The 22,621-nt window shown below is 72.3% G+C and carries 21 protein-coding genes and 1 pseudogene; 9 read left to right on the forward strand and 13 right to left on the reverse strand.

Annotated elements, in window-relative coordinates; translation table 11 throughout:
• Positions 1–330: 330 nt before the first annotated feature.
• The 3 genes from dnaB (at position 331) to CLV34_RS16425 (ending at position 3,637) form a co-directional block, all read left to right on the forward strand.
• Positions 331–2,409 carry a replicative DNA helicase gene (dnaB, locus tag CLV34_RS11715; RefSeq protein ID WP_425436238.1) on the forward strand — a complete coding sequence of 693 codons (2,079 nt, stop codon included), beginning with the start codon at positions 331–333 and terminating at the stop codon, positions 2,407–2,409.
• A gap of 168 nt (positions 2,410–2,577) precedes the next feature.
• Positions 2,578–2,997, forward strand: coding sequence for a restriction endonuclease (locus CLV34_RS17345; RefSeq protein WP_100350487.1), 420 nt, complete (start codon positions 2,578–2,580; stop codon positions 2,995–2,997).
• Positions 2,998–3,046: 49 nt separating this feature from the next.
• Positions 3,047–3,637: a hypothetical protein gene (locus CLV34_RS16425; protein WP_157803822.1), complete on the forward strand. Its 591-nt coding sequence runs from the start codon at positions 3,047–3,049 to the stop codon at positions 3,635–3,637.
• Between the two features lie 482 nt (positions 3,638–4,119).
• Here CLV34_RS16425 and CLV34_RS11735 read toward each other — a convergent pair.
• From CLV34_RS11735 to CLV34_RS11745, 3 genes and pseudogenes are all read right to left on the reverse strand, one after another.
• Positions 4,120–4,353 (reverse strand): annotated as a pseudogene (locus CLV34_RS11735) (integrase core domain-containing protein); the annotation flags it as partial.
• A 16-nt stretch (positions 4,354–4,369) separates the two neighbouring features.
• Positions 4,370–4,840 (reverse strand): transposase, encoded by a 471-nt coding sequence (locus CLV34_RS11740; RefSeq protein WP_211289431.1) that lies wholly within the window; start codon positions 4,838–4,840, stop codon positions 4,370–4,372.
• 50 nt (positions 4,841–4,890) lie between these two features.
• A complete protein-coding gene (locus tag CLV34_RS11745) occupies positions 4,891–6,204 on the reverse strand; it encodes an APC family permease (RefSeq protein ID WP_281255194.1) in 1,314 nt (437 codons plus the stop codon).
• Between the two features lie 484 nt (positions 6,205–6,688).
• Here CLV34_RS11745 and CLV34_RS11750 point away from each other — a divergent pair, with 484 nt between their 5' ends.
• Positions 6,689–7,702 carry an Lrp/AsnC family transcriptional regulator gene (locus tag CLV34_RS11750; protein WP_100350491.1) on the forward strand — a complete coding sequence of 338 codons (1,014 nt, stop codon included), beginning with the start codon at positions 6,689–6,691 and terminating at the stop codon, positions 7,700–7,702.
• Positions 7,703–7,709: 7 nt separating this feature from the next.
• Here the strand turns inward: CLV34_RS11750 and CLV34_RS11755 are convergent, their stop codons facing one another.
• Positions 7,710–8,264 carry an NAD(P)H-dependent oxidoreductase gene (locus CLV34_RS11755; protein WP_100350492.1) on the reverse strand — a complete coding sequence of 185 codons (555 nt, stop codon included), beginning with the start codon at positions 8,262–8,264 and terminating at the stop codon, positions 7,710–7,712.
• A gap of 500 nt (positions 8,265–8,764) precedes the next feature.
• On the opposite strand from CLV34_RS11755, the gene CLV34_RS11760 reads away from it, so the two are divergent.
• On the forward strand, positions 8,765–10,150 hold the full coding sequence (locus CLV34_RS11760; RefSeq protein WP_245859195.1) for a serine hydrolase domain-containing protein: 1,386 nt from the start codon (positions 8,765–8,767) through the stop codon (positions 10,148–10,150).
• A 19-nt stretch (positions 10,151–10,169) separates the two neighbouring features.
• Here CLV34_RS11760 and CLV34_RS11765 read toward each other — a convergent pair whose 3' ends face one another.
• From CLV34_RS11765 to CLV34_RS11780, 4 genes are all read right to left on the reverse strand, one after another.
• Complete coding sequence (locus CLV34_RS11765) at positions 10,170–11,237, reverse strand: NADH:flavin oxidoreductase/NADH oxidase (RefSeq protein ID WP_100350573.1); 1,068 nt, start codon at positions 11,235–11,237, stop codon at positions 10,170–10,172.
• A gap of 46 nt (positions 11,238–11,283) precedes the next feature.
• Positions 11,284–12,546 carry a BaiN/RdsA family NAD(P)/FAD-dependent oxidoreductase gene (locus CLV34_RS11770; protein ID WP_100350493.1) on the reverse strand — a complete coding sequence of 421 codons (1,263 nt, stop codon included), beginning with the start codon at positions 12,544–12,546 and terminating at the stop codon, positions 11,284–11,286.
• Between the two features lie 82 nt (positions 12,547–12,628).
• Entirely contained in the window at positions 12,629–14,371 is a 1,743-nt protein-coding gene (locus CLV34_RS11775; protein WP_100350494.1) for a SulP family inorganic anion transporter, read from the reverse strand.
• A gap of 106 nt (positions 14,372–14,477) precedes the next feature.
• Positions 14,478–14,843, reverse strand: a complete 366-nt coding sequence (locus tag CLV34_RS11780; protein ID WP_100350495.1) for a VOC family protein — start codon at positions 14,841–14,843, stop codon at positions 14,478–14,480.
• A gap of 142 nt (positions 14,844–14,985) precedes the next feature.
• On the opposite strand from CLV34_RS11780, the gene CLV34_RS11785 reads away from it, so the two are divergent.
• Positions 14,986–15,393, forward strand: coding sequence for a RidA family protein (locus tag CLV34_RS11785; protein ID WP_100350496.1), 408 nt, complete (start codon positions 14,986–14,988; stop codon positions 15,391–15,393).
• A 7-nt stretch (positions 15,394–15,400) separates the two neighbouring features.
• On the opposite strand, the gene CLV34_RS11790 is transcribed toward CLV34_RS11785, so the two are convergent.
• Complete coding sequence (locus CLV34_RS11790) at positions 15,401–16,060, reverse strand: dihydrofolate reductase family protein (protein ID WP_100350497.1); 660 nt, start codon at positions 16,058–16,060, stop codon at positions 15,401–15,403.
• Between the two features lie 140 nt (positions 16,061–16,200).
• Between CLV34_RS11790 and CLV34_RS11795 the strand changes: the two genes are divergently transcribed.
• Positions 16,201–16,929, forward strand: a complete 729-nt coding sequence (locus CLV34_RS11795; protein WP_100350498.1) for an alpha/beta fold hydrolase — start codon at positions 16,201–16,203, stop codon at positions 16,927–16,929.
• Positions 16,930–16,944: 15 nt separating this feature from the next.
• Here CLV34_RS11795 and CLV34_RS11800 read toward each other — a convergent pair whose 3' ends face one another.
• Positions 16,945–18,564 (reverse strand): ABC-F family ATP-binding cassette domain-containing protein, encoded by a 1,620-nt coding sequence (locus CLV34_RS11800; RefSeq protein ID WP_100350499.1) that lies wholly within the window; start codon positions 18,562–18,564, stop codon positions 16,945–16,947.
• Positions 18,565–18,674: 110 nt separating this feature from the next.
• Here CLV34_RS11800 and CLV34_RS11805 point away from each other — a divergent pair, with 110 nt between their 5' ends.
• Positions 18,675–19,493 (forward strand): class I SAM-dependent methyltransferase, encoded by an 819-nt coding sequence (locus tag CLV34_RS11805; RefSeq protein ID WP_157803823.1) that lies wholly within the window; start codon positions 18,675–18,677, stop codon positions 19,491–19,493.
• Positions 19,494–19,517: 24 nt separating this feature from the next.
• Here the strand turns inward: CLV34_RS11805 and CLV34_RS11810 are convergent, their stop codons facing one another.
• Positions 19,518–20,090, reverse strand: a complete 573-nt coding sequence (locus CLV34_RS11810; RefSeq protein ID WP_100350574.1) for a dihydrofolate reductase family protein — start codon at positions 20,088–20,090, stop codon at positions 19,518–19,520.
• A gap of 127 nt (positions 20,091–20,217) precedes the next feature.
• Here CLV34_RS11810 and CLV34_RS11815 point away from each other — a divergent pair, with 127 nt between their 5' ends.
• Positions 20,218–21,069, forward strand: coding sequence for an alpha/beta fold hydrolase (locus CLV34_RS11815; RefSeq protein ID WP_100350501.1), 852 nt, complete (start codon positions 20,218–20,220; stop codon positions 21,067–21,069).
• A gap of 63 nt (positions 21,070–21,132) precedes the next feature.
• Here CLV34_RS11815 and CLV34_RS11820 read toward each other — a convergent pair whose 3' ends face one another.
• Both CLV34_RS11820 and CLV34_RS11825 read right to left on the reverse strand, forming a co-directional pair.
• The gene (locus CLV34_RS11820; RefSeq protein ID WP_100350502.1) at positions 21,133–21,798 is read right to left on the reverse strand and encodes an esterase/lipase family protein; all 666 of its coding nucleotides are present in this window, start codon (positions 21,796–21,798) and stop codon (positions 21,133–21,135) included.
• A gap of 1 nt (position 21,799) precedes the next feature.
• A complete protein-coding gene (locus CLV34_RS11825; protein WP_245859196.1) occupies positions 21,800–22,621 on the reverse strand; it encodes an MBL fold metallo-hydrolase in 822 nt (273 codons plus the stop codon).

The raw sequence follows: 22,621 nt of genomic DNA on the forward strand, positions 1-22,621 counted from the left end.
ACACCATCGTTTGCCCGCGTCCAGGTGCCGTCCTACTGTCGCGATGGTCCTTCGACGGACGGTCGCCCGCGGTTCACCTGCGGGGCGTGTCGGTGGGAGGCGATAGAACAGACGTACGACGGCTCGGGGCAGGCTCGGGCGGGCTCGCATCGGGCCCGGTGGGGCATCAGGGGTAGTACTTCAAGGGCAGTGAGAGGGGGACCGCGAGGCATGTCGATCGAGGAGCTCGAGGCGGGCTACGGCACCCCTGACACCGGCAACGGGGGAGGGCGCGGGTTCGACCGGACGCCCCCGCAGGACGTCCCCGCGGAGCAGTCCGTCATCGGGTCGATGCTCATCTCGAAGGACGCCATCGCGGACGTCGTCGAGCAGATCCGCGGGGTGGACTTCTACCGTCCGGCCCACGAGACCATCTACGAGGTCATCCTCGACCTGTACGGGCGGGGCGAGCCCGCGGACGCCATCACGGTCGTCGGCGAGCTGACCCGCCGGGGCGAGCTGCAGCGCATCGGCGGGGCGCCCTACGTCCACGAGCTCATCTCGCGCGTGCCGACGGCCGCGAACGCCGGGTACTACGCGCGGATCGTGCGCGAGCGGGCGATGTTGCGCCGGCTGGTCACGGCGGGCACCCGGATCGTCCAGCTCGGTTACGCGACGGACGGCGGCGACGTCGAGGACATCGTCAACAACGCGCAGGCCGAGGTGTACGCCGTCACGGAGCGGCGCGCGTCCGAGGACTACCTGCCGCTGTCGGAGATCATCGGCCCGACCCTCGACGAGATCGAGGCGGCCGGGCACCGCGGCGAGGGCATGATCGGCGTGCCGACGGGGTTCATGGACCTCGACCGGCTCACCAACGGACTGCACCCCGGGCAGATGATCGTGGTGGCGGCGCGTCCCGCCATCGGCAAGGCCCTCGCGCTCGACACACCGCTTCCCACGCCTACGGGCTGGACGACGATGGGCGAGGTCGCCGTCGGCGACCAGCTCCTCGCGGCGGACGGCACGCCCACGGCGGTCGTCCGGGCGACGGACGTCCTGGTCGACCGTCCCTGCTATCGGGTGACCTTCGACGACGGGACGACGATCGTCGCGGACGCCCTGCACGAGTGGGAGACGTCGACGCGGGACGAGCGGCGTGCCGGTCGGGCCGCGACGTCGGTCCGCACGACCGAGCAGCTTGCCGCGACCGTGCGGGTGGGCGAGGGCGACGCGCGTCCGAACCACGCCGTGCGAACCGCGCGGGCGCTCGCGCTGCCGGAGGTGTCGTTGCCCGTCCCGCCGCAGGAGGTCGGTGCCCAGGTGGGGCGCGGCGAGCTCGAGCGGGTGCCGGCGGTGTACCTGCGCGCCGGGAGGATCCAGCGCCGCGAGCTGCTCACCGGGGTCGCGGACGCGGCAGGGCACGTCCTGCGGTCGGGTCTGGTGAGCCTCGACCTGCCGACCACGACGGCCGCGCGAAGCGTGCGCGAGCTGGCCGTGGGGCTCGGGTACCGCACGGAGCCGGTCGCCGAGACCGGCGGTTCGCGGGTGGTCCTCGAGGCGGACGCCGACGTCTTCGCGCGCGACGACCTGCGGCTGCTGCACAAGGAGCTCCGCCCGTCGAGGCGGTTCGCGGCGCGGTTCGTGGTCGCGGTCGAGCCGGTCGCGTCCGTGCCGGTGCGGTGCGTCGAGATCGACCACCCGGAGCACCTGTACCTGGCGAGCGAGTCGATGATCCCGACGCACAACTCGACGCTGGGCATCGACATCGTGCGGTCCGCGGCGATCAAGAACAACCAGACGGCCGTGGTGTTCTCGCTCGAGATGAGCCGCAACGAGATCACGATGCGTCTGCTGGCGGCCGAGGCGCGCATCCACCTGCAGAAGCTGCGCAACGGCAACCTGGGTGACGACGACTGGCAGAAGGTCGCCGCGACGCAGGGTCGCATCGCCGACGCGCCCCTGTTCATCGACGACTCGCCCAACATGACGCTCACCGAGATCCGCGCCAAGTGCCGCCGGCTCAAGCAGCGCCACGACCTCAAGCTCGTGGTCATCGACTACCTGCAGCTCATGTCGTCCGGCAAGCGCGTCGAGTCGCGGCAGCAGGAGGTGTCCGAGTTCTCGCGTGCGCTCAAGCTGCTCGCGAAGGAGCTCGAGGTACCGGTCATCGCGATCTCGCAGCTGAACCGTGGTCCGGAGCAGCGGACGGACAAGCGTCCGGCGATGTCCGATTTGCGCGAATCGGGCTCTATCGAGCAGGACGCCGACATGGTGATCCTGCTGCACCGCGAAGATGCCTACGAAAGAGAATCGCCTCGAGCCGGTGAAGCCGACCTGATCGTCGCCAAGCACCGTAATGGTCCCACCGACACGATCACTGTCGCGTTCCAGGGCCACTATTCCCGGTTTGTCGACATGCAGGCGTGAGAGCTCGGGACTGCTGCACGTACAGGTGACTGGTGGTCTCAGGCGGCGAGTGCGACCTGGGGACTGCTGCGCCAAGGGGTGACGGCTCGACTCAGGCGCGGGCACTGCGCTCACTCCAGCACCAGAAGTCGGTGCGGGGCTTGCCTGGGTCGCAGTTCCTAGACTCGGATGGTGATCGGTACCTGGCAGGAGGCGGAGGCGGCGGCCGCGCACTTCATGCGTCAGTATCTGGGCTGCACGGACGCAACGACCACGGCCCGCGGTTCCGACGGCGGGCTCGATATCCGCGCGCGCGGCGCGGTCGCCCAGGTCAAGCACCACGCGAGGCCGGTGGGACGGCCCGACATCCAACGCCTTGTCGGCCCCCGCCGGTCCGCCGCCTCGTCCTGTCGGAACGTCGGAGGACCTGCAGCAGATGCACCAGGACCTGGCCAACTACCGGGCCCGAAACGCGGCGCGTCGCGCGAGCAAAGGAGGAGGGACGCCGCCGCCCCGCTCGCCCAAGGCATCCTGACTCGCGGGGGCGCCCCCGGGGCCGGTCGCGTACGGAACCGGCGAGTTGACCGGGGGACGTCGGCCCTTTGGTGAAGCGTGGGCACTCAGGCCGGGTCGGCGTTACCGTCGAATGAGACGTCTCATGCCAGGGGGAGAGATGCGGGAGCCTCGACGTTTCATCAGTTTCGCGGCGGTGTTCGTGACCGCTGTCGCCTTCGCTCTTGCCGGTTGCAGTTCTGGTTCTGGCGGCGAAGATCAACAAGCCGCGGTTTCCTCGAGCGCCGCCGTCGCATCGACTGCGACGCCGTCTGAGGCTGCTGACCTGGCAGGGGCCAGTGGTATCGCGCAGGCCATGCAGGCGAAGATCCCCACGATCACGAAGACGGTCAATCTGACAGAGGACACCGACCCGAATGATCTGCTGGGCAGGCCCCACGGGTACACATCGGCGACCATCCTGTTCGACGAGACCGTGCTGAGCGCCGACGACACGGATGCGTGCGACACCACCGACCCCGGAGTCGACTGCGGCGCGACCATCGAGGTGTTCGCTTCCGCAGCCGACGCAGAGCAGCGCGCGAAGTACATCGACTCGGTCACCTCTGGCCTTGGCGGACTGTTCACGGAATACGACACGGTCAGCGGCACGGCTCTGCTCCGCGCGGCCGGCGCCATGAAGCCCTCCGAGGCGGCCACCTACAAGAAGGCGTTCCTTGAGGTCGCCGGACAGTGACCAGCCCCCCGCGGCAAGAGGCCGGTCTCGTTCACTGCGACCTCGCGGCGACGTGTGTCATGCTCGCCAACAGAGCGTCGCGGCGATGCGACAGCCTGGTGCGCGGCAACCCTGTCGACGAACGCGTCTAGGCATCCCTCGTTGCCGGGCCTACTGGGCTCTCGACATCACACTGTGGCGGTTGCAAACGCTGAGTGTGGCCCGACGGACTCGCCCGAGCTCGCGGTCTCGCTTCACCTACCCATGAAGGCGGACTTGTACTGCCCGGCCTGGTCGGGGGTCAGAACGCCCGAGACGCGTAGGAGTGCTGTTGCGTTGACGGTGTCGTACTCCGAGGCCGCGAGGCCTGCCTGCATGAGTGAGTCAACATGTCGCGCCCTGGCAGCGGCGTCGTCGCTCGTCGCGAAGAACTCGATCGTCGCGCCGCAAGCGACTCCCGGGCCGTCCACACTGAATCGCCCTGGGTCTGTTGGAGGCTCTGGTCATTTGATTCCGACCAGGGCTTCGTGGCCCTGCTGCGTAGCGTAGAACGTCTCTTCGAACTCGACGGGTGGCAGGTCGCCGAGGTAGCCGTGCAGTCGTTGGTGGTTGTGCCAGTGGACCCATCCCAGCGTCGCGAGCTCGACGTCCTCGACGGTCCGCCAGGGCCCGGGCCGCGCGGGTCCCCGGATGAGTTCGGCCTTGTAGTAGCCGTTCACGGTCTCGGCGAGTGCGTTGACGCTCCTATAGATGTCAGCTCGCGCTGGCGCCTTCCGTGCGGGCTGGCTGGAGCAGGTGGTAGAGATCGCGGATCACGTATCGCGTGAGGCACCGGATGATCTCGCGTTTCGTCTTGCCCTCGGCGGTGCGGCGGGCGACGTAGTCGGTGGTTGGCTGATGGAAGCGCATGCGGACGATGACGGTGCGGTAGATCGCGGCGTTGAGCTGACGATGCCCGCCGTGGTTGATGCGGTGCCGTCCGGATGTCATCCCGGAGCCGGTGGGCACGGGCGCGATCCCGGCAAGCTTCGCGAGCGCGGCCGCGGATCTGATGCGTTCGGGGTTGTCGCCCGCGACGATGAGGATCTCCGCAGCGGTGTCGACTCCGATCCCGAACGGCTCGAGCAGCTGTGGCGCGGCTGCTGTGACGAGGTCCGCGATCATCTTGGTCAGCTCTGCGGCTTCGGTGTCCAGGTACCGCCAACGCTTGGCCAGGGTGCGCACTGCGGCGGGGGCCAGGGCGTCCAGGCTGAGCGGTCGACGGTGACGGATGGTCAGCCGATGCGTCCCTGCTCGGGCGTGGCTCGCCGCCCACGCACGACCATGATGATCAGCCCCAGCACGAGCCACCCGGCAGCGATCTCGAGGGCGAGGTGGCTGGCCGACACCAGCACCGCGACGACGATCGCGGCACCCACGACGGGGACGACGGTGTGCAGCACGCGCCGCTCGGTCCGCCGGCCCACCACGTAGTACCCGACGACCGCGACGTGCAGGAACACGAACGCGGTCAGCGCACCGACCGTGACCATCGACGACAGCAGGTCGAGCCCGTCCGACTTGAGCGCCGCGGCGATCGCGATGACGGATGTCGCGACGGCGGAGACGAGGATCGCGAGGCGGGGGACGCCCGTCCGCGGGCTCACCGTCCCGAGCCGGGCGGGGAGCTGTCCGTCGCGCGCCATCCCGTACATGAGGCGGCTGACCGCGGCCTGCGCGACGAGCGCCGAGAGCACGGGACCGATCGCGCGGACCGTGGTGACGGTCGTGCCGAACCACGAGCCGAACCGGTCGTCCAGCATCGTGTAGAAGACGGTGCCCTGCTGGTCCGGGTGGGCGGCGAGCTCCGCGGGGGTGGTCGTCGTCAGGAGTGCGGCGAGGTAGGTCTGGAGGACGAACAGGAAACCGGCGAGGACGAGGCAGAAGACGAGCGCCCGGCCGACCTGCCGCGACGACCCGGTGCTCTCCTCCGCGAACGTCGCGATCGCGTCGAAGCCCAGGAAGGCGAGGGCGGCCACGGACACCGCACCGAGGACGCCGGCGAGCGTGAACCCGTCGAGTCCGGTGAGGGGGGACAGCCACGGCCGGGCCGGCCCGTCGTGCACGAGCACGACGACCGCGCCCACGCAGAACGCGGCCAGCACCACGAGCTCCACCACCAGGGACACGAGCCCCACGGTGGCGGCGAGCCTCACGCCCCCGAGGTTCAGCCCCGTGATGACGACGACCGCCGCGGCCGTGAACACCCAGACGGGCACGGCCGGCACGAGGGCATGGGTGGCGATCCCGCTGAACAGCGCGGCGAGGCTCGGGATGAAGAGGTAGTCCAGCCCGATCATCCAGCCGGCCAGAAACCCGGGACGACGTCCCAGCCCAGCGGTCGCGTACGCCGAGACCGACCCCGCCTTCGGGACCGCGGCGGACATCCGCGCGTAGGACCACGCGGTGAACGCCATCGCCAGCGTCGCGACGAGGAACACGAGCGCGACCGCGCCGTGGCTGCGCGCGTCCAGGACGCCGAACGTGCCCATGGGTGCGGTGACGCCGATGAACAGGAGCCCGTAGATGACGAGGTGCCGCAGGGACAGGCTCCGGTGGAGCGTCCCCTCGGGGGCGTCGGACGGGGTCGGATCGCTCGCGGTGCGGGGGTCGGCGGACGCGGTACTCAGCTCCTCGGTCGTTCGTGGGGTGGGTGGCGGGGGCCGAGACGCTCAACGTCCGTGGACCGTTCGTGATTCCCTGGCGCCGTCCGCCGGGGTTGGACGACCCGACGCGCTGGGTAGCGTCGAGAACGGCGCGGACGCGGCGATCACTCATCGCAGGAGGGTCAGCATGGGCACCGAGGACGAGACCAAGGGCGGCGTCGGCGCCCTCGTCGACAAGGGAGCCGAGCAGGCGAAGAAGTACAACCACTGACCGCCACCGACATCTGGCCGTGCCGACCCCCATGAGGGCGATCGGAACGGCCAGACGCCCGTTCATGTGTCCTTTTTGCTAGGGTCCGAGCGTGTCCCAGGAGGAGAACGGGTGACCCAACCCCGGCAGGGTGGCCCTGGGCCAGGCGCGCGAGGCGTGGACGCGCCCTATGACGCGGCATCGGCTGTCGACGACCTGGACCACGCGATCATCCACGCCCTCCGGATCGACGGCCGCGCGCCCTTCAGTCGGATCGCCGACGTGTTGGGCGTCTCGACGCAGACCGTCGCTCGGCGCTACCGGCGGATGAGCAGCGCGTTCGTGCTTCGCGTCGTCGGGGTCGTGAACCCGCGGCGGCCTTCGGGCGAGAAGTGGGTCCTCCGGCTCACGGCGAGCCCGAACACCGCCGAACGCGTGGCCCAGAGCCTGGCGCGGCGCACCGACACGTCATGGGTCCGTCGCATGTCGGGCGGCAGCGAGATCTGCTGCATCATGGCCACGAGCGCGGCATCGCACCACTCCCTGCTCCTCCAGGAGATTCCCCGGGCACCCAGCATCAGCGCGGTGTCGGCGCACCGTCTGCTCCACACCTACCTCGGCGGCCCGACGGCCTGGCAGGGGCACACCACAGCGCTGACGGTGGCGCAGCAGGATCAGTTTCGAGAGGGCGTCACCACCCCGAACGACGAGCCCGACGTCGAGGTCGGCGCGTGCGCGACGCCAGCGGACTGGGAGCTGTTGACCGCGTTGCAGCGCAACGGCCGGACAAGCTTCACGGACCTCGCTGCGGAGACGGGCTTGTCGACGTCGACCGTGACCCGGAGGCTCGCCGCGCTCCAGGCGGGGGGCATGCTCAGCTTCGACGTCGAGGTGGAGGCGGGGGTGTACGGCATCACGACGCAGGCGCTGCTGTGGATGTCGGTCGCCCCGGCCCACCTGGACGAGACGGCGCGCTCCCTGATCGAGGGCAAGGAGCTCGCCTTCCTGGCATCCACCACCGGCTCGACGAACCTCGTGGCGCTCGTGCTGTGCAGGACGCCGGCGGAGCTTCACGACTATCTTGCCCACGGGCTCGGCGCGCTCGACTCCATCCGGACGCTCGAGACGAGCCCCGTCCAGCGGACGCTGAAGATGTCCAGCCCCTACCTGCGCAGCGGCCCTCCGCGGTAGGAAGTCGTCAGGCGACAGGTACTGCGCTGCCCGCGACCAGCTTCGAGAACTCCTGGGCGTCGAGCACGAGGTCCTCGTCCGTCGGGTCGAACATCATGCCGTAGACCGGGTGGACACCCTGGTAGTCGAACTGGCAGAACTGGAGCGTCTGGCTGACCGGGGCGAGGTACTCCTCGAGGGCCCGCCGGGCGAGACCCTCGGCGGAGTACGTGTCCAGCGTGCTCCCGGCGGACACGGCCAGCCAGGCCGTCTTGCCGCGCAGCGCCGACGGCGAACCGTCGAAGGTGAACGCGAAGCCGTAGGTCAGCACCGCGTCGAACCACGCCTTGAGCAGCGGGGTCACGTTGTACCAGTACAGAGGGAACTGGAGGATCACGGTGTCGTGATCGCGCAGCAGCTGCTGCTCGCGCTCCACGTCGATCCTGAAGTCGGGATAGACCTGGTAGAGGTCGTGGACGGTGACGTTGCCGACGCCCTCGATCTCGGCGAGTCGGGAGGCATTGGCGCGCGAGCTCCCGAGGTTCGGGTGCGCGACGACGACGAGGGTGCGATGCGTGGCCATGGCGAGTGTCCATTTCTTGGGTCGAGCGTGATCTCAGGCGCGTCGGTTCCGACGGCGTGTGGAGCTGGTCCGCCGTGGACTCTGACGGGCAACGGGTCGTTGTCTCGTCGGAGTGCCGGCTCGTTCGTCAGTCAAAGCGCTCGCCGCCGTGACCGGCACCTTTGACGCGACATTGACCGACACCTTCCACGGACCCCTGCCCTGCTGGCGGATCGTCACATGACGACGTCCGAGTCGCGCAAGCGGTCGCTGGCCGGTCGCGGACGGGTGGCACACGGTCGTCGAAGCGTCGTTCCGGTGCCCGGACCCGGTCGACCTGCGCCGCGGGGAGGGCCTGGGCCCGTCCTCTTCCCGTGACCCCGATGGTGGCGTGACCTGGAAGTGTGCGGGACCGGGCGCGACGGCGGGTTAGTCTGCGGGCGGCTCGACCGGCTCCGCTGCACGGCCTTGCTCGACCGGTGCGCCGACGCCCGGTCGTGACCGCGACGAAGGCAAGGCCCGTGACCAGCTCGACGACACCCACCGCCCCCCGCAAGCTCACCCGCGCCCGCAAGCTCCTCCTGGCGGCGGCGATCGTCCTCGTCGTCGTGATCGGGGGAGCGGTCGCGGCCTACTGGTACGAGCGGCCCATGCTCCTGACGGGCACCGGGTATGCCGCGCACAACGCGTGCGCGCTGCACGAGATCGCCGGGCGGGACGATGCGTCGGACGACCTGCCGCCGAACCCGCTCGTCCCCGTGCTGCGCAGCGAGATCACCGACGACGGGACGGCCGCGAAGGCCAGCATCCTCGGTGTCCTCGCGCCGCAGAAGGCGTGGGCCAACCCGGGCTACGGGTGCACCGTCGCGGACAAGCCCCCGACGGGCCTGCCGTCGCCGACCACGGTGTCGGCCGCGAACAACCCCTACACGTCCCTCCCGCTCACGACGAGCACGGACGACGCGGTCACCGCGGCGCTCGCGGACGGCTTCGGCGACGACCTGGCCGCGGACGACCGGGCGGATCTCGGGACCCGCGGTGTCGTCGTCCTCCAGGACGGCAAGCTCGTCGCCGAGCGGTACGCCGACGGGTTCTCGGCGACGACCCCGCAGCTCGGATGGTCGATGACGAAGAGCGTGACGAACCTGCTGGTGGGCCGCCTCGTCGAGCAGGGCAAGGTCGGCCTGGACGACGACCACCTGCGCCCGGAGTGGACGGACGACCGCGCGGACATCACGATCCGCGAGCTGATGCAGATGACGAGCGGCCTGTCGTGGGACGAGACGTACGATCTCGGCACGCCGATCACCCAGATGCTCTACGGCGAGCCGGACATGGCCGGCTACGTCGCGTCGCAGAAGCTCGCGCACACCCCGGGCAGCTACCTGCAGTACTCGAGCGGCAGCACGACGCTGCTCTGCTCGGTCGTCACGCAGGACGACGGGGGAGCGGACGCCCCGCGGCGCGAGGTGTTCGCCCCGCTCGGCCTGTCGAGCGCGACCCTCGAGGTCGACGGGGTCGGCACGCCCGTCTGCGGCTCGTACATGTGGGCGACGCCGCGGGACTGGGCGACGGTCGGCGAGCTCGCCCTCCAGGACGGCGTCTGGGACGGCACGAAGCTGCTCCCGACGGGGTGGATGGCGCAGTCCACGCAGGCCGTCGACACCACGGTCGAGGAGGGGTCCGACGGGTACGCGTCCGGGTGGTGGTCCAACACCCGCGCGGACGGGTCCGTCATCGACGACCGCCTGCCCGCCGACACCTACTACGCGGACGGCCACGACGGGCAGTACGTGATCGTGGTCCCGTCGCAGAAGCTGGTGGTGGCCCGGCTCGGCTTCACGCCGACCCGGGACGACGACCGCGTCATGACGATGACGTCGGAGCTCGTCGATGCCCTGGGCTGACGCCCTGGGCTGACCTCCGTCAGAACGGCGCGCGCTCGTACTGCGGCTGCCACCTCAGGTCGTCGACGGCACCGAGCTCGTGCGCCGCACGCAGCGGCCACATCGGGTCGCGCAGCGCCTCGCGGCCGAGCATGACAGCGTCGGCGGCACCGTCGCGGAGCGTCTGCTCGGCCTGGACGGGCGACGTGATGAGCCCGACGGCGCTCACCGGGAGCCCGGAGCCGTCGCGCACCGCGCGCGCCGCCGGCACCTGGTAGCCGGGCCCGACGGGGATGTCCGCGGGCCCGTTGCCGCCGCTCGAGACGTCCACGAGGTCGACGCCGTGCGCGGCGAGCTCCTTCGCGACCTGGGTGACCTCGTCGACGGTCAGGCCGTCCTCGCGCCAGTCGGTCGCCGACACTCGGACGAGCACCGGCTTGTCCTCGGGCCAGGCGCGGCGGACCGCGTCGACCACCTCGACGAGCAGGCGCGACCGGTTCTCGAGGGCGCCGCCGTACTCGTCGTCCCGGCGGTTCGACAGCGGCGACAGGAACTGGTGCAGCAGGTACCCGTGGGCGGCGTGGACCTCGACGACGTCGAACCCGGCGTCGTGCGCGCGTCGTGCGGCGTCCGCGAACTGCCCGGGCACCTTCGCGATCTCGTCGAGGGTCATCGCGGACGGTGCCGCGTACCCCGGGAACGCGTCGGCGGACGGTCCCTGGGTGGCCCACCCGCCGTCCGCGGGCGCGACGGTGCCGCGCTGCTCGGCCCACGGGCGGTAGGTGGACGCCTTGCGACCGGCGTGCGCGAGCTGGACGCCGATGCGCGCCCCGCGTGCCTGCACGAACGCGACGATCCGCGCCCAGGCGTCCTGCTGCTCGTCGTTCCACAGGCCGGTGTCCTGCGGGGAGATCCGGCCCTCGGGCACGACGGCGGTGGCCTCCGTGAGGACGAGTCCGAACCCGCCGCTCGCGCGTGCGCCGAGGTGCACGAGGTGCCAGTCGTCCGGGACTCCGTCGACGGCGGAGTACTGGCACATGGGGGCGAGCCAGACACGGTTGGGGATCGTGAGGCCGCGCAGCGTCAGCGGCTCGAGCAGAAGGGTCACGTCGGGTGGCAACGGCGTGGGCGCCGGACGCATTCCGTGGCGGGGGCTACCGGGCGTCGAGCCAGGCCAGCACCCCGTGCGCCGCGACCACGCCCGTGCTGAACGACGCCTGCAGCAGGTAGCCGCCGGTCGGCGCCTCCCAGTCGAGCATCTCGCCGGCGACGAACGTGCCCGGGATCCGGCGCAGCATGAGGGTGGCGTCGACCTCCGACCAGGCGACGCCGCCGGCGGTGGAGATGGCGCGTGCGATGGGCATGGTGCCGCTGACCGGGACGGGCACCGCGCTGACGAGCTCGGCCATGGCCCCGGGCTCGGTCGGGAGAGGGCCCGCCTCGCGCAGCAGTGCGATCGACACCGGGTCGATGCCGACCGAGCGGCGCAGCCAGCTGGACGCGGAGTCCTTCGGGCGTCGACGTCGCAACCGGTCGGTGAGCTGGTCGACGGTCAGGTCGGGCCGCAGGTCGACGTCAAGGATGCAGCCCCCGGCGGTGAGGGCGTCGTGGACCGCCGACCCGAGCGCGTACACCGGTCCGCCCTCGATCCCGGCCGTCGTGATCATCGCGTCGCCCCGGACGGGAGCGCCGCGGACAGCGTCGCCGCGCCCTGCTCCACCTTCGCTGCCCGGGGTCGGTCGGACCCGGAGCGACACGTTCTTCAGGGGCGTCCCGGCGAACCGGTCGGCGAAGACCTCGCTCCATGGCACACGGAGGCCGACGTTCGTCGGACGCAGCGACGTGACGGCCACGCCGCGGGCGGTGAATGGCGAGACCCACCCGCCGTCGGCACCGAGCTGCGGCCACGAGGCGCCGCCGAGGGCGAACACCACGGCGTCCGAGGCGACCGTGCTCGTCACCCCGGCGTCGTCGACGACGAGCAGCGCGCCGTCGTCCGACCAACCGGTCCACCGGTGCCGCCGCTCGATCCGCACCCCGAGGTCGCTCAGCCGGGCCAGCCACGCCCGGACCAGCGGGTTCGCCCGGAACGACTGCGGGAACACGCGTCCGCTGGTCCCGACGAACGTCGGCTCGCCCAGCCCGTCGCACCACGCGCGCAGGTCGTCGGGCCCGAACACGTCGAGCATCGGTGCGAGGACCTCGGCCGAGGCGCCGTAGCGGCGCAGGAAGGGAGTCCGGTCCTCGGAGTGCGTGATGTTCAGGCCGCCGTGCCCCGCCAGGAGGAACCGGCGGGGGACAGACGGCATGCGGTCGTAGACCGTGACGGTGATGCCCGCGCGGGCGAGCACCTCGGCGGCGATCAGGCCCGCGGGCCCGCCGCCCACGACGGTCGCGGTGCTGGTCGGCCTGCTCATCGGACCCGGTCCCGGCGCGTATCGAGCCATGGCAGCATCCGACGAACCCTACCGGCGCGGCTCGCGGCTCCCCGTGGCGACGTCACCCGGGAGCCCCAGGGGACCCGGGCGACCCGGGCGGTTCAGGCGAGCCAGAAGTTCCGGGGGTGCCGGTGAGGTGGGCGACCGCCTCGTCCATGCTCTCGAACACGAGCTCGTCGCTCAGCCCCAGGTCGGCGGCGCCGCCGTGCGAGAACACCGCGCGCGCGACGACGACCCGCACCCCCCGTCGTGCGAGCTCGGCGATCGCGGTCCGGGCGGCGGCCGCGCCGGTGAAGTCGATGCTGGTGATGGCTTCCGCGTCGATGACGACGCCGTGCACGCCCGGCCGGTCGCCGGCGGCGAGGAGGGTGTGCCGGAACGCTGCGGCGTTGGCGAAGTAGACGGGCGCGGACAGCGCGAGGACGACGACACCGTCGACCTGGTGGACGTCGTCCCGGTCGGGGGAGGCGGGCACCCAGATCGGGGTGTCGCCGAGGCGACCCATGACGAGCGTGCGGGCGCGCACGCTGTTCCAGCTCTGCTCGAACACCGCGAGCACCACGGCGACGAGGACGCCGACCGCCACCCCGACGAACGCGACGACGACGAGCGTGAACAGCGCCAGCCCGAGCTCTCGGCGGCTGAACCGTCCGATGGCGCGCAGGTCCTGGATGCGGACGATGCGCGTCCCGACGTACGCGAGGACGGCCGCGAGCGTCGCGGACGGCAGGTCGGTGAGAAGCCCGGTGGCGAACAGCAGGATGAGGACGACCACGCCGACGCTGACGAGGGACACGAGCTGGGTGCGTCCGCCGGACTCGGCGACGAGCGCGGTGCGCGGCGGGCTCGTGTTCACCGGGAACGCGCCGACTGCCGACGACGCGAGCGATCCCGCACCGACTGCCATGAAGTCACGGTTCAGGTCGACCTCGTACCCGCCGAGCGCGGCGAACGACCGCGACGCGGCCGCCGTCTGGATGACGCAGACGAAGGCGACCGTGACCGCGGACGTCAGCACGTCGCGCGCCGCGGAGAACGACAGGGGCGGCAGGTCGAGCGCCGGGAGGCCCGCCGGGACCTTGCCGAGGACGTCCACGTCGAGCCCGAGGACCGCGACCGCAGCGATGGACAGGACGAGGGCGACGAACACCCCGGGGAAGCGGGGGCCGAAGCGCGAGCACGCGACGATCACGACGATCGACGCGGCCGCGACGGCCGCGGCGGTCCAGCTCGCGTCACCGAGGTGGCGGCCGACGTCGACGAGCTGCTCGACGGGTCCGCCGGACGCCTTCGGCAGGTCCAGCATCCCCGGGACCTGTCCGACGACGATGGTGATTCCGATGCCGGCGAGGAACCCCGTCATCACGGGCGTGGACAGGAAGTCCGCGACCCAGCTCACGCGGGCCAGGCCGACGAGCACGAGCAGCACGCCCACGACGAACGACAGGACCACGACGAGCCCGCGGTACTCGTCCGAGCCGAACGTCGCGATCGCGCCGATCTGCGCGGCGAACGTCCCCGTGATGACGGAGTCCGCGCCCACGGAGAGCTGACGGCTCGACCCGAACAGCGCGATCGCCAGGCCGCCCATGAGGATGACGTACAGCCCGAACTGGACGGGGAAGCCGGCGAGGGTCGCCGTCGCCATCTGCTCCGGGACGGCGATCGCCGTGAGGGTCAGCGCCGCGAACAGGTCCGGTCGCAGCCAGTCACGCCGGTAGCCCTGCAGGGTGCGCAGGAGCGGCCAGCGCCTCGCCGTCGCGCGCCCGGCCGAGCGCCCCGCCGGGTCGGCGTCGTCCTGCACGATCGCTGCCCCTCGTCGGCCGACGGCGCCGGTCGGTCGCCCCTCCCATCGTGCCGGTCCGGCCGCGGGTCGGCGCGGCCGGTCGCGCGGAGGGTCGTGTGGCGGGTCAGGCGGGAGTCGGCTGCGTGAGGTTCACGGGGTTGCCGTCCGGGTCGAGGACGTGGGCGACCCGCTGACCCCACGGCATGTCCTGGCCGCCGCGGCTCACGGTGCCGCCCAGCGCCTCGACGCGGGCGACGGTCCCGTCGACGTCGTCGACCTCGATGCTGAGGACGACCCGCGGTGCCGTGCCGACGTCCAGGTCGGGTCGGTGGACCAGCCCGAGGTCGGTGTCGCCGAGTCGCAGGCCGAGGTAGAAGGCGCGGCCGCGCGCCGGTCGCCGGAACGTCGGCACGGCGCCGACGAGCTGCGTGTAGAAGTCGAGCAGGACGGCGGGGTCGGGGCTCAGGACGACGGGCTGGACGGTGGACATGCGCGCTCCTCGTGGTCGGTGGTGCTGCACGGCAGACCGGGCGGCGACGCGCGTCTCATCGGCGGCGACGCGCGTCTCATCGGCGGCGACCCGACACGGTAATCGCCTCGCGCACCAGGGCGCGCCCGGTGAGGATGTCGCCATGCCGAGCTCGATCCAGCTGATCCGTGCCTCCACGCTCTCCGACGTCGCCCAGTACGCGTACGCGGCCACCGCCCCGAAGGAGGCTCGGCTCATCTTCCTGGCGGGTGCCTGCCCGCTCCTGGACGACGGGTCGACGGCCGCCGTGGGCGACTACGTGGGACAGGCGCTGCGATGCGTCGAGACGATGCGAGGCGCGCTCGCGGCGGCCGGGGTCACGATCGGCGACGTGATCAGCACGCGGGTGCTCGTCGCCTCGTCCGAGCGGTCGGACCTCGCCACCGTCTGGGACGTCGTGCGCGACGCCTTCGGCGAGCACGACGTCCCGAGCACCCTGTTCGGCGTCACCGTGCTCGGGTACCCGGACCAGCTCGTCGAGATCGAGGCCGTCGCGGCCGTCGTCGACTGACAGAGGGTCATGAGCTCGCGTCCGGCCGCGCGATGACGACGTGGGTCACGCCGCTCTCGGCGACCTCGGTGGTCACGGTGTGGCTGGTCAGGAGACCGCGGACGTCGTCCCACAGCGGGTCGCCGGAGCCGAGCACGACGGGCGCGACCAGCAGGTGCAGCTCGTCGACCAGTCCGGCGCGCAGGAAGGCGCGGGCGGTGCGGCCGCCGCCGCCGACACGGACGTCGCGCCCGGCGGCCGCTGCGGTGGCCTCGGCCAGCACGTCGTCGATCGCGCCGCTGCGGAAGTGGAACGTCGTCCCGCCCTCCATCGGGATCGGCGCGCGCGGCGCCGTGTGCGTGAGCACGTAGACGGGGGTGCCGAACGGCGGACGATCGCCCCACCAGCCCTTCCAGTCGGGGTCGTCGGGAAAGGTGTGCAGGCCGAACATCGACGCGCCCATGATCTCGGCCCCCACGCCCTCGAAGAAGGCTGCGGCGTACCGGTCGTCGACGCCGGTGGTGCCGGTGCCGGAGGTGTCGCCGAAGACTCGCTCGTGGAACGTGCGCGTGGCCGTGTACGCGGCGGTGAGGCGCCCCCACCCGTCGCCCATCGGGTCCTTCTCGGTGGGGTTCGCGGGGGTGAGGCCGTCCAGCGAGACGAACAGGTCCATGCGCACGCGGGTCATGACGGGGCTCCTTCGGCGGGTGTCGAGCAGGACGTTAGTCCGCGGAGCCGACAACCGCCCGGCGCGCCGAACCCGGCGCTCCGGCGTAGCGTCCCGACCACCGGCGACGTCCGTCCGGCAGGAACGACGAGAGGCCTCACGTGACCCGACCGACGATCGTCCTCGTGCACGGCGCCTGGGCAGACGGATCGAGCTGGAACCCCGTCTCCACGGAGCTGCAGAACCAGGGCTTCACCGTGCTCACCCCGCCGAACCTGCTGCGCGGCGTCGCCACGGACGCCGCCTACGTCTCGTCCTTCGTCCAGCAGCGCACCAGCGGCCCGGTCGTCCTCGTCGGGCACTCCTACGGCGGGTTCGTGATCTCGAACGTGCCCACGAGCAGCGGCGACATCCGGGCGCTCGTGTACGTCGACGCGTTCGTCCCCGACGAGGGCGAGTTCGTCTTCCAGCTCCTCGGTGGGTCCGGGTCCGCCCTCGACGTGCCCGACCCCACCACGGTCCTCGACCTGGTCGGCTACCCCGGGTCGCCCGAAGGCGACGTGGAGGCGTTCCTCAAGCCGTCCACGGTGCACGAGTCCTTCGCCCAGGACCTCCCCGAGGCGGACCGCTGGCTGATCGCCGCGAGCCAGCGACCGATCACCCTCTCGGCGAACACCGCGCCGTCGGGTGCCCCGGCGTGGAAGGACGTCCCGAGCTGGGCGGTCGTCGGGACGGAGGACCGGGTCATCCCGCCGGCGACGCAGCGGCACATGGCTGAGCGTGCAGGCGCGACGATCACGGAGGTCGCCGGCTCGCACGTCTCGATGGTGTCGCACCCGGACGTCACGCTCGACGCGATCCTCGCCGCCGCGGGGTCGTCCGCCGACTGATCCCCGGCCCGGGCGTCAGCGCGCGCGCTCGACCCGTCGCTCGTCCCAGACCGGCTCGCTGGTCTCCCGCACGACGCCGTCCGACCCGAACACGAGGAACCGGTCGAAGCTCTTCGCGAACCAGCGGTCGTGCGTCACGGCGAGGACGGTCCCGTCGAACGCCTCGAGCCCCTGCTGCAGCGCCTCGGCGGACTCCAGGTCGAGGTTGTCGGTCGGCTCGTCGAGCAGCAGCGCGGTGCACCCGCTGAGCTGGAGGAGCAGGATCTGGAACCGCGCCTGCTGGCCCCCGGACAACTTGTCGAACGGCCGGTCCGCGGCAGAGATCAGCTCGTAGCTCGAGAGGACCGGCATCGCGCGCCGCTTCTCGTGCGCGTGGTCCTCCCAGAGGATCTCGAGCAGGGTGCGTCCGACGAGCTCCGGGTGCGCGTGCGTCTGCGCGAACGACCCCGCGACGACGCGTGCGCCGAGCTTCCACGTCCCGGTGTGGGCGACGTCGGCGCCGCCCAGCAGCCGCAGGAAGTGCGACTTGCCCGACCCGTTCGAGCCGAGCACGGCGACCCGCTCGCCGTAGAACACCTCGAGGTCGAACGGCTTCATGAGGCCGGTCAGCTCGAGCGACTCGCAGGTGACGGCCCGGACGCCCGTGCGCCCGCCCCGGAGGCGCATGGTGATGTCCTGGTCGCGCGGCGGCTCGGGCGGGGGACCGGCCTCCTCGAACTTGGCGAGGCGGGTCTGGGCGGCACGGTAGCGGGACGCCATCTCGTGGCTGCTCGCCGCCGCGTCGCGGAGGGTGCGCACGAGCTTGACGAGCTGCGCGTGCTTCTCGTCCCAGCGTCGACGCAGCTCGTCGAACCGTGCGAAGCGCTCCTTGCGCGCCTCGTGGAAGGTCGCGAACGAGCCACCGTGGACCCACGCCTCGGTGCCCGAGGGGCTCGGTTCGAGAGCGACGATCCGGTCGGCGGCCTGGACGAGGAGCTCCCGGTCGTGGCTGATGAACAGGACGGTCTTGCGGGTGGTGCGGATCGCGTCCTCGAGCCAGCGCTTGCCCGGCACGTCGAGGTAGTTGTCGGGCTCGTCGAGCAGGAGCACCTCTTCGGGGCCGCGGAGCAGCGCCTCCAGCACGAGCCGCTTCTGCTCGCCGCCCGACAGCGTGCGCACCTCGCGCCACTGCGCCTGGTCGTACGGGACGCCGAGCGCGGCCATCGTGCACTCGTCCCACATGGTCTCGGCCTCGTAGCCCCGGGCGTCCGCCCAGTCGGACAGCGCCTGCGCGTACGCCATCTGGGCGGGCTCGTCGTCGACGGTGAGCATCGCGTGCTCGGCGGCGTCGACCGCGCGGGCCGCGTCGCGGATCCGGTCGGGGGAGACGGAGACCAGCAGGTCGCGGACCGTCGTCTCGTCACGGACCGACCCGACGAACTGCGGCATGACCCCCAGGCCGCCGCTCCGGGAGATGGTGCCCGCGTCGGGCGTGAGCTCTCCCGACAGCATGCGCAGCAGCGTCGTCTTGCCGGCCCCGTTCGGGCCGACGAGCGCGGTGGCGGTGCCCTCGCCCACACGGAAGGAGACGTCGTCGAGCAGGACGCGTCCGTCCGGCAGCACGTAGTCCACGTGCGCGACCTCGAGGTGTCCCACGGTGATTCCCTTTCGACGACGGCGAGGGATCAGGGTTTCACGTGAAACGCCGTCGAGGCGCCAGCATGGGCCGCCGCGCGGCCGGAGCCCGGCGGTGCCACCGTGGAGGGATGGCGCACCCCGACGGTCCGGCGGGTGTCTTCGACCGGGTCGCAGACACGTACGACGCCGTGGGCGTGCCCTGGTTCGGGCCGATCGCGGCCGGCCTGGTGGACGAGCTGGCCGTCCGCCCGGGGGAGCGCGTGCTCGACATCGGGTGCGGTCGCGGAGCCGCGCTGCGACCGCTCGCCCTCGCCACGGGCGCCGCCGGACGAGCGGTGGGCATCGACCTCGCGCCGCGCATGGTCGAGCTCGCCGCCCGCGACCTCGCGGACCTCCCGCAGGTCGACGTCCGCGTCGGCGACGCCCGCGCGCCCGACGTCCCGTACGCGTCGTTCGACGTCGTCTGCGCGTCGCTCGTCCTCTTCTTCATGCCCGACCCGGCGGACGCGCTCGCCCGGTGGGCCGCGCTGCTCGCCCCCGGTGGGCGGCTGGGCGTCTCGACCTTCGGCCCGCAGGACGAACGCTGGCGGCGCGTCGACGACCTGTTCCTGCCCTACCTGCCCCCGGCGATGCTCGATGCCCGGACGAGCGGGCGAGGCGGTCCGTTCGCGTCGGACGAGGGGGTCGAGCACCTCTTCGCCGGTGCCGGCCTCGACGACGTCCGCACGGTCGGGCGGACCGTCGAGGCGGTGTTCCGGGACGCCGACCACCTCGTCGAGTTCTCGTGGTCGCACGGGCAGCGCGCCATGTGGGAGGCGGTCCCACCGGGCGAGCGCGACGACCTGCGCGCACGGATCGTCGACCTTGCGGCGTCGATCACGACCGCGTCGGGACGCCTCGCCCTGGGGCAGCAGGTCCGGTACACGCTGGGCGCCAGCCCTCGCTGACCGCCCGGACCGGGCCGGTCGACGTCACCGGCGGACGTCGAACACCTGCTTCTGGATCCCGTTCGCGTACACCTCGTGCTCGACGAGAGTCAGCCGCTGGGCGTCGCGGTCGGTGTCGCTGAACAGCCGCGTGCCCGCGCCGAGCAGCAGCGGGAAGACCAGCAGGTGGTACCGGTCGATCAGCCCGGCGTCCGAGAGCCCGTGGTTCAGGGTGGCGCTGCCGTGCACGATCACCGGGCCGCCGTCCGACTCCTTGAGCGTGGCGACGTCGTCGAGGGACCGCAGGATCGTCGTCTCGCCCCACTCGGCGACGAGGTCGTCGTCCGTCAGGGTGGTCGAGACGACGTACTTCGGCATGGCCTTGTACCCCGCGAACTCTGGCATGGCGGGCCACACCGGGCTGAACGCCTCGTAGCTCCGGCGGCCCAGGAGCAGCGCGGCGGACTCCGCCTGCTCGCGACCCTTGAGCTCGTACGCGTCCGGGAGGAAGTCGACCCCCGTGACGGTCCAGCCGGCGTTGCGGTATCCGGGCTCGCCCCCGGGCGCCTCCATGACGCCGTCGAGCGAGACGAACGCGGTGCTGATCACGGTGCGCACGCGGACCTCCTGACGTCGTGACGTCCGGACGGGACGCTCGTTCACATCGTGCCGGTGCACGTGCTCCCGCGCATCTCTCGTCCGGCGCCGGAGAGCGCCGCACCCTCGTACCTGCCACGATCGGCGGATGCGCACGTCCCCGCCGCCGCCCCCGACGCCGCCGCAACCGTCGGGCTGGACCGAGGACCACCTCGTCCTCGGCGGGCGCCGCGTCTTCTACCGCCGCAGCCCGGACGTCGCCGGCGCCACCCCGGTCGTCCACGTGCACGGGTTCGGCATCTCGGGCCGGTACCTCATGCCGACGGCGCGCCTGCTCGCGGAGCGCACCAGCAACGTCGTCCCCGACCTGCCGGGCTACGGCCGCAGCGACGACCCCGAGCACACGCTCGGCATCCCGGCGCTCGCGGACGCCCTGCTGCGCTTCCTCGACGGGCTGGGTCTCGAGCGGGTCGTCCTGCTCGGCAACTCGATGGGCTGCCCGATCAGCCTCGAGGTGGCGCACCGGGCGTCGGACCGGGTCGAGGGCGTCGTCCTCGTGTCGCCGGCGGGTGGGGCGAACAACCAGCCGCTGGCGAAGGCGCTGCAGCAGATGGTCGTCGACGCCGTGCGCGAGAGACCGGCGCTGGCGCGCGTGGCCGTGCCGGACTACGTGCGCTTCGGGCTGTTCAACAGCCTCAACCTGCTCAGCGAGCTGACACGGTTCCCGTCGCTCGAACGCCTCGTGACGGTTCCCGTGCCGGCGCTCGCGGTCGTCGGGTCGCGGGACCCGCTCATGCCGCGCCCGCCGCGCGTCCGCGAGATCAGCCGGCTCGCGCCGTCGCACGCCACGGTCGTCCTCATCGAGGGGGCGGCGCACGCCGTGAACTTCAGCCACCCGGGCGAGCTCGCTCACGTCGTCGGGTCGTGGCTCGACGGCGTCCCGATCACCGACGACCCCGACCAGCCCGGCCTCACCCGCGTGCTGCAGCTGCCGAGCTGACGCCTGGCCTGAGCGTCCCCTCCACGCCGCCCGGGCCGTCCGTCGCCGTCCGCCCGTGCCCGGTCAGCCGGCGAGCCGGGCCAGCAGGAGCGTGCGCAGGCGCGGGTCGGTCAGGGGCCGGAAGTGCCCGGGCGTCGCGAGCACGACGTCCTCGGCGCCCTCCAGGAAGCTGCCCGACGGGATCAGCGGGTCCCAGGACGGGTGCGCGGACGTGATGCGTCCGTTGACGTCGACCTCGGCGGCGAGCGCGAGGATCGTCGCGTCGGCCGGGTGGAACGCGCGCACCGACCGCAACGGAACCCACCGCGCGATCGCCGAGCCGGAGAACGGCGAGCTCACGGCGACCATCGACGCGATCCGTCCGTCGGGGTCGTGCTGCAGCATGGCGAGCTTGCCGATGAGCCCGCCCTTGCTGTGCGCGACGAGGACGACGTCGCGCAGGTCGCGCTCCACGAGCGAGTCGCCGAGGGTGCGCGCGGCCCGCTCGATCGGCCGGTGGTTGTAGCCGAGCTCCGGCAGGGTGTGCACCGACACGCCGTGCGCGTGCAGCAGCTCGGCGAGCGGCCGCAGGAACTGCCACGGCTCCCACACGCCCGGCACCAGGACGACGGTCCGTCCCGTCGGACGCGCCGGGTGCTCGTAGGCGTGCGAGCCGCCCGGCCACGACATCTGGCGGCGCAGCCCGAACGCGTAGTCCGGGATGCGCCACCACAGGTGCTGGGCGGACACGTCAGCCCCTCCCGACGACCCGGAGCAGGCGCGCGTGCTCGTACGCCATCCCCAGGTTCGCCTGCCGCGGGTCGTCGGAACGGCCACGGTGCAGGACGTCGTCGAGGTACCGACGGTCGGCGTCGAGCCGCGCGAGCGCATCGGTGCCGGGTGTCCCGTGCCCCGGCACCACGACGTCGGCCGCTGCCGCGTACGGAGCGAGGCGGTCCAGGGCCGCGCGGTACGCGGAGAGGTCGTCGGGGTCGAACGGTAGGGGCAGCTCGACGTCGCTGAGCATGTCGCCCGCGAGCAGGACGCGCTGGTCGGGCAGCCAGACCGCGGTGTGCCCGGGTGCGTGCCCGTCGTGCACGACGAGCTCCGGCGCGAAGCCGGGCGGGACGCTCTCGGCCGGCAGCGCGGGCGGGTCGTCGGGCACTGCCCGGACCCGGCCCACGAGGTCGGCCAGGTGCGCCGGGAGGTCGTCGAGCGCGCGCAGCTCCGCGACCATCGCCTCGCGCCCGTCCTGCGCGAGCCGGGCCGTCGCGACGGACGCCCAGCGCGGTGCGTCGCCGAACCCGGGGTGCCACAGCAGGTGGTCGTGGTGCGCGTGCGTCGCGAGCCCGCCGACGACGCACAGCCCGCGCCCCCGGACGGCCGCGACGAGCCCGTCCAGCTCGTCCGGGTGCCACGCCGGGTCCACGAGCAGCACGTCCGACCCGCCGGCGAGCAGGGTCGACGTCGTCGTCATGGTGCGGCTCGTGGCGACGAGCACGCCCGGCGCGACCTCGACGAGCGAGCGGCACGCGGCGGGTGGGTGGCCGGAGGTCGGTGGACGAGTGGTCAC

The sequence above is a fragment of the Luteimicrobium subarcticum genome, from assembly GCF_002798015.1.
GTDB classification, from domain to species: Bacteria; Actinomycetota; Actinomycetes; order Actinomycetales; family Cellulomonadaceae; genus Luteimicrobium; species Luteimicrobium subarcticum.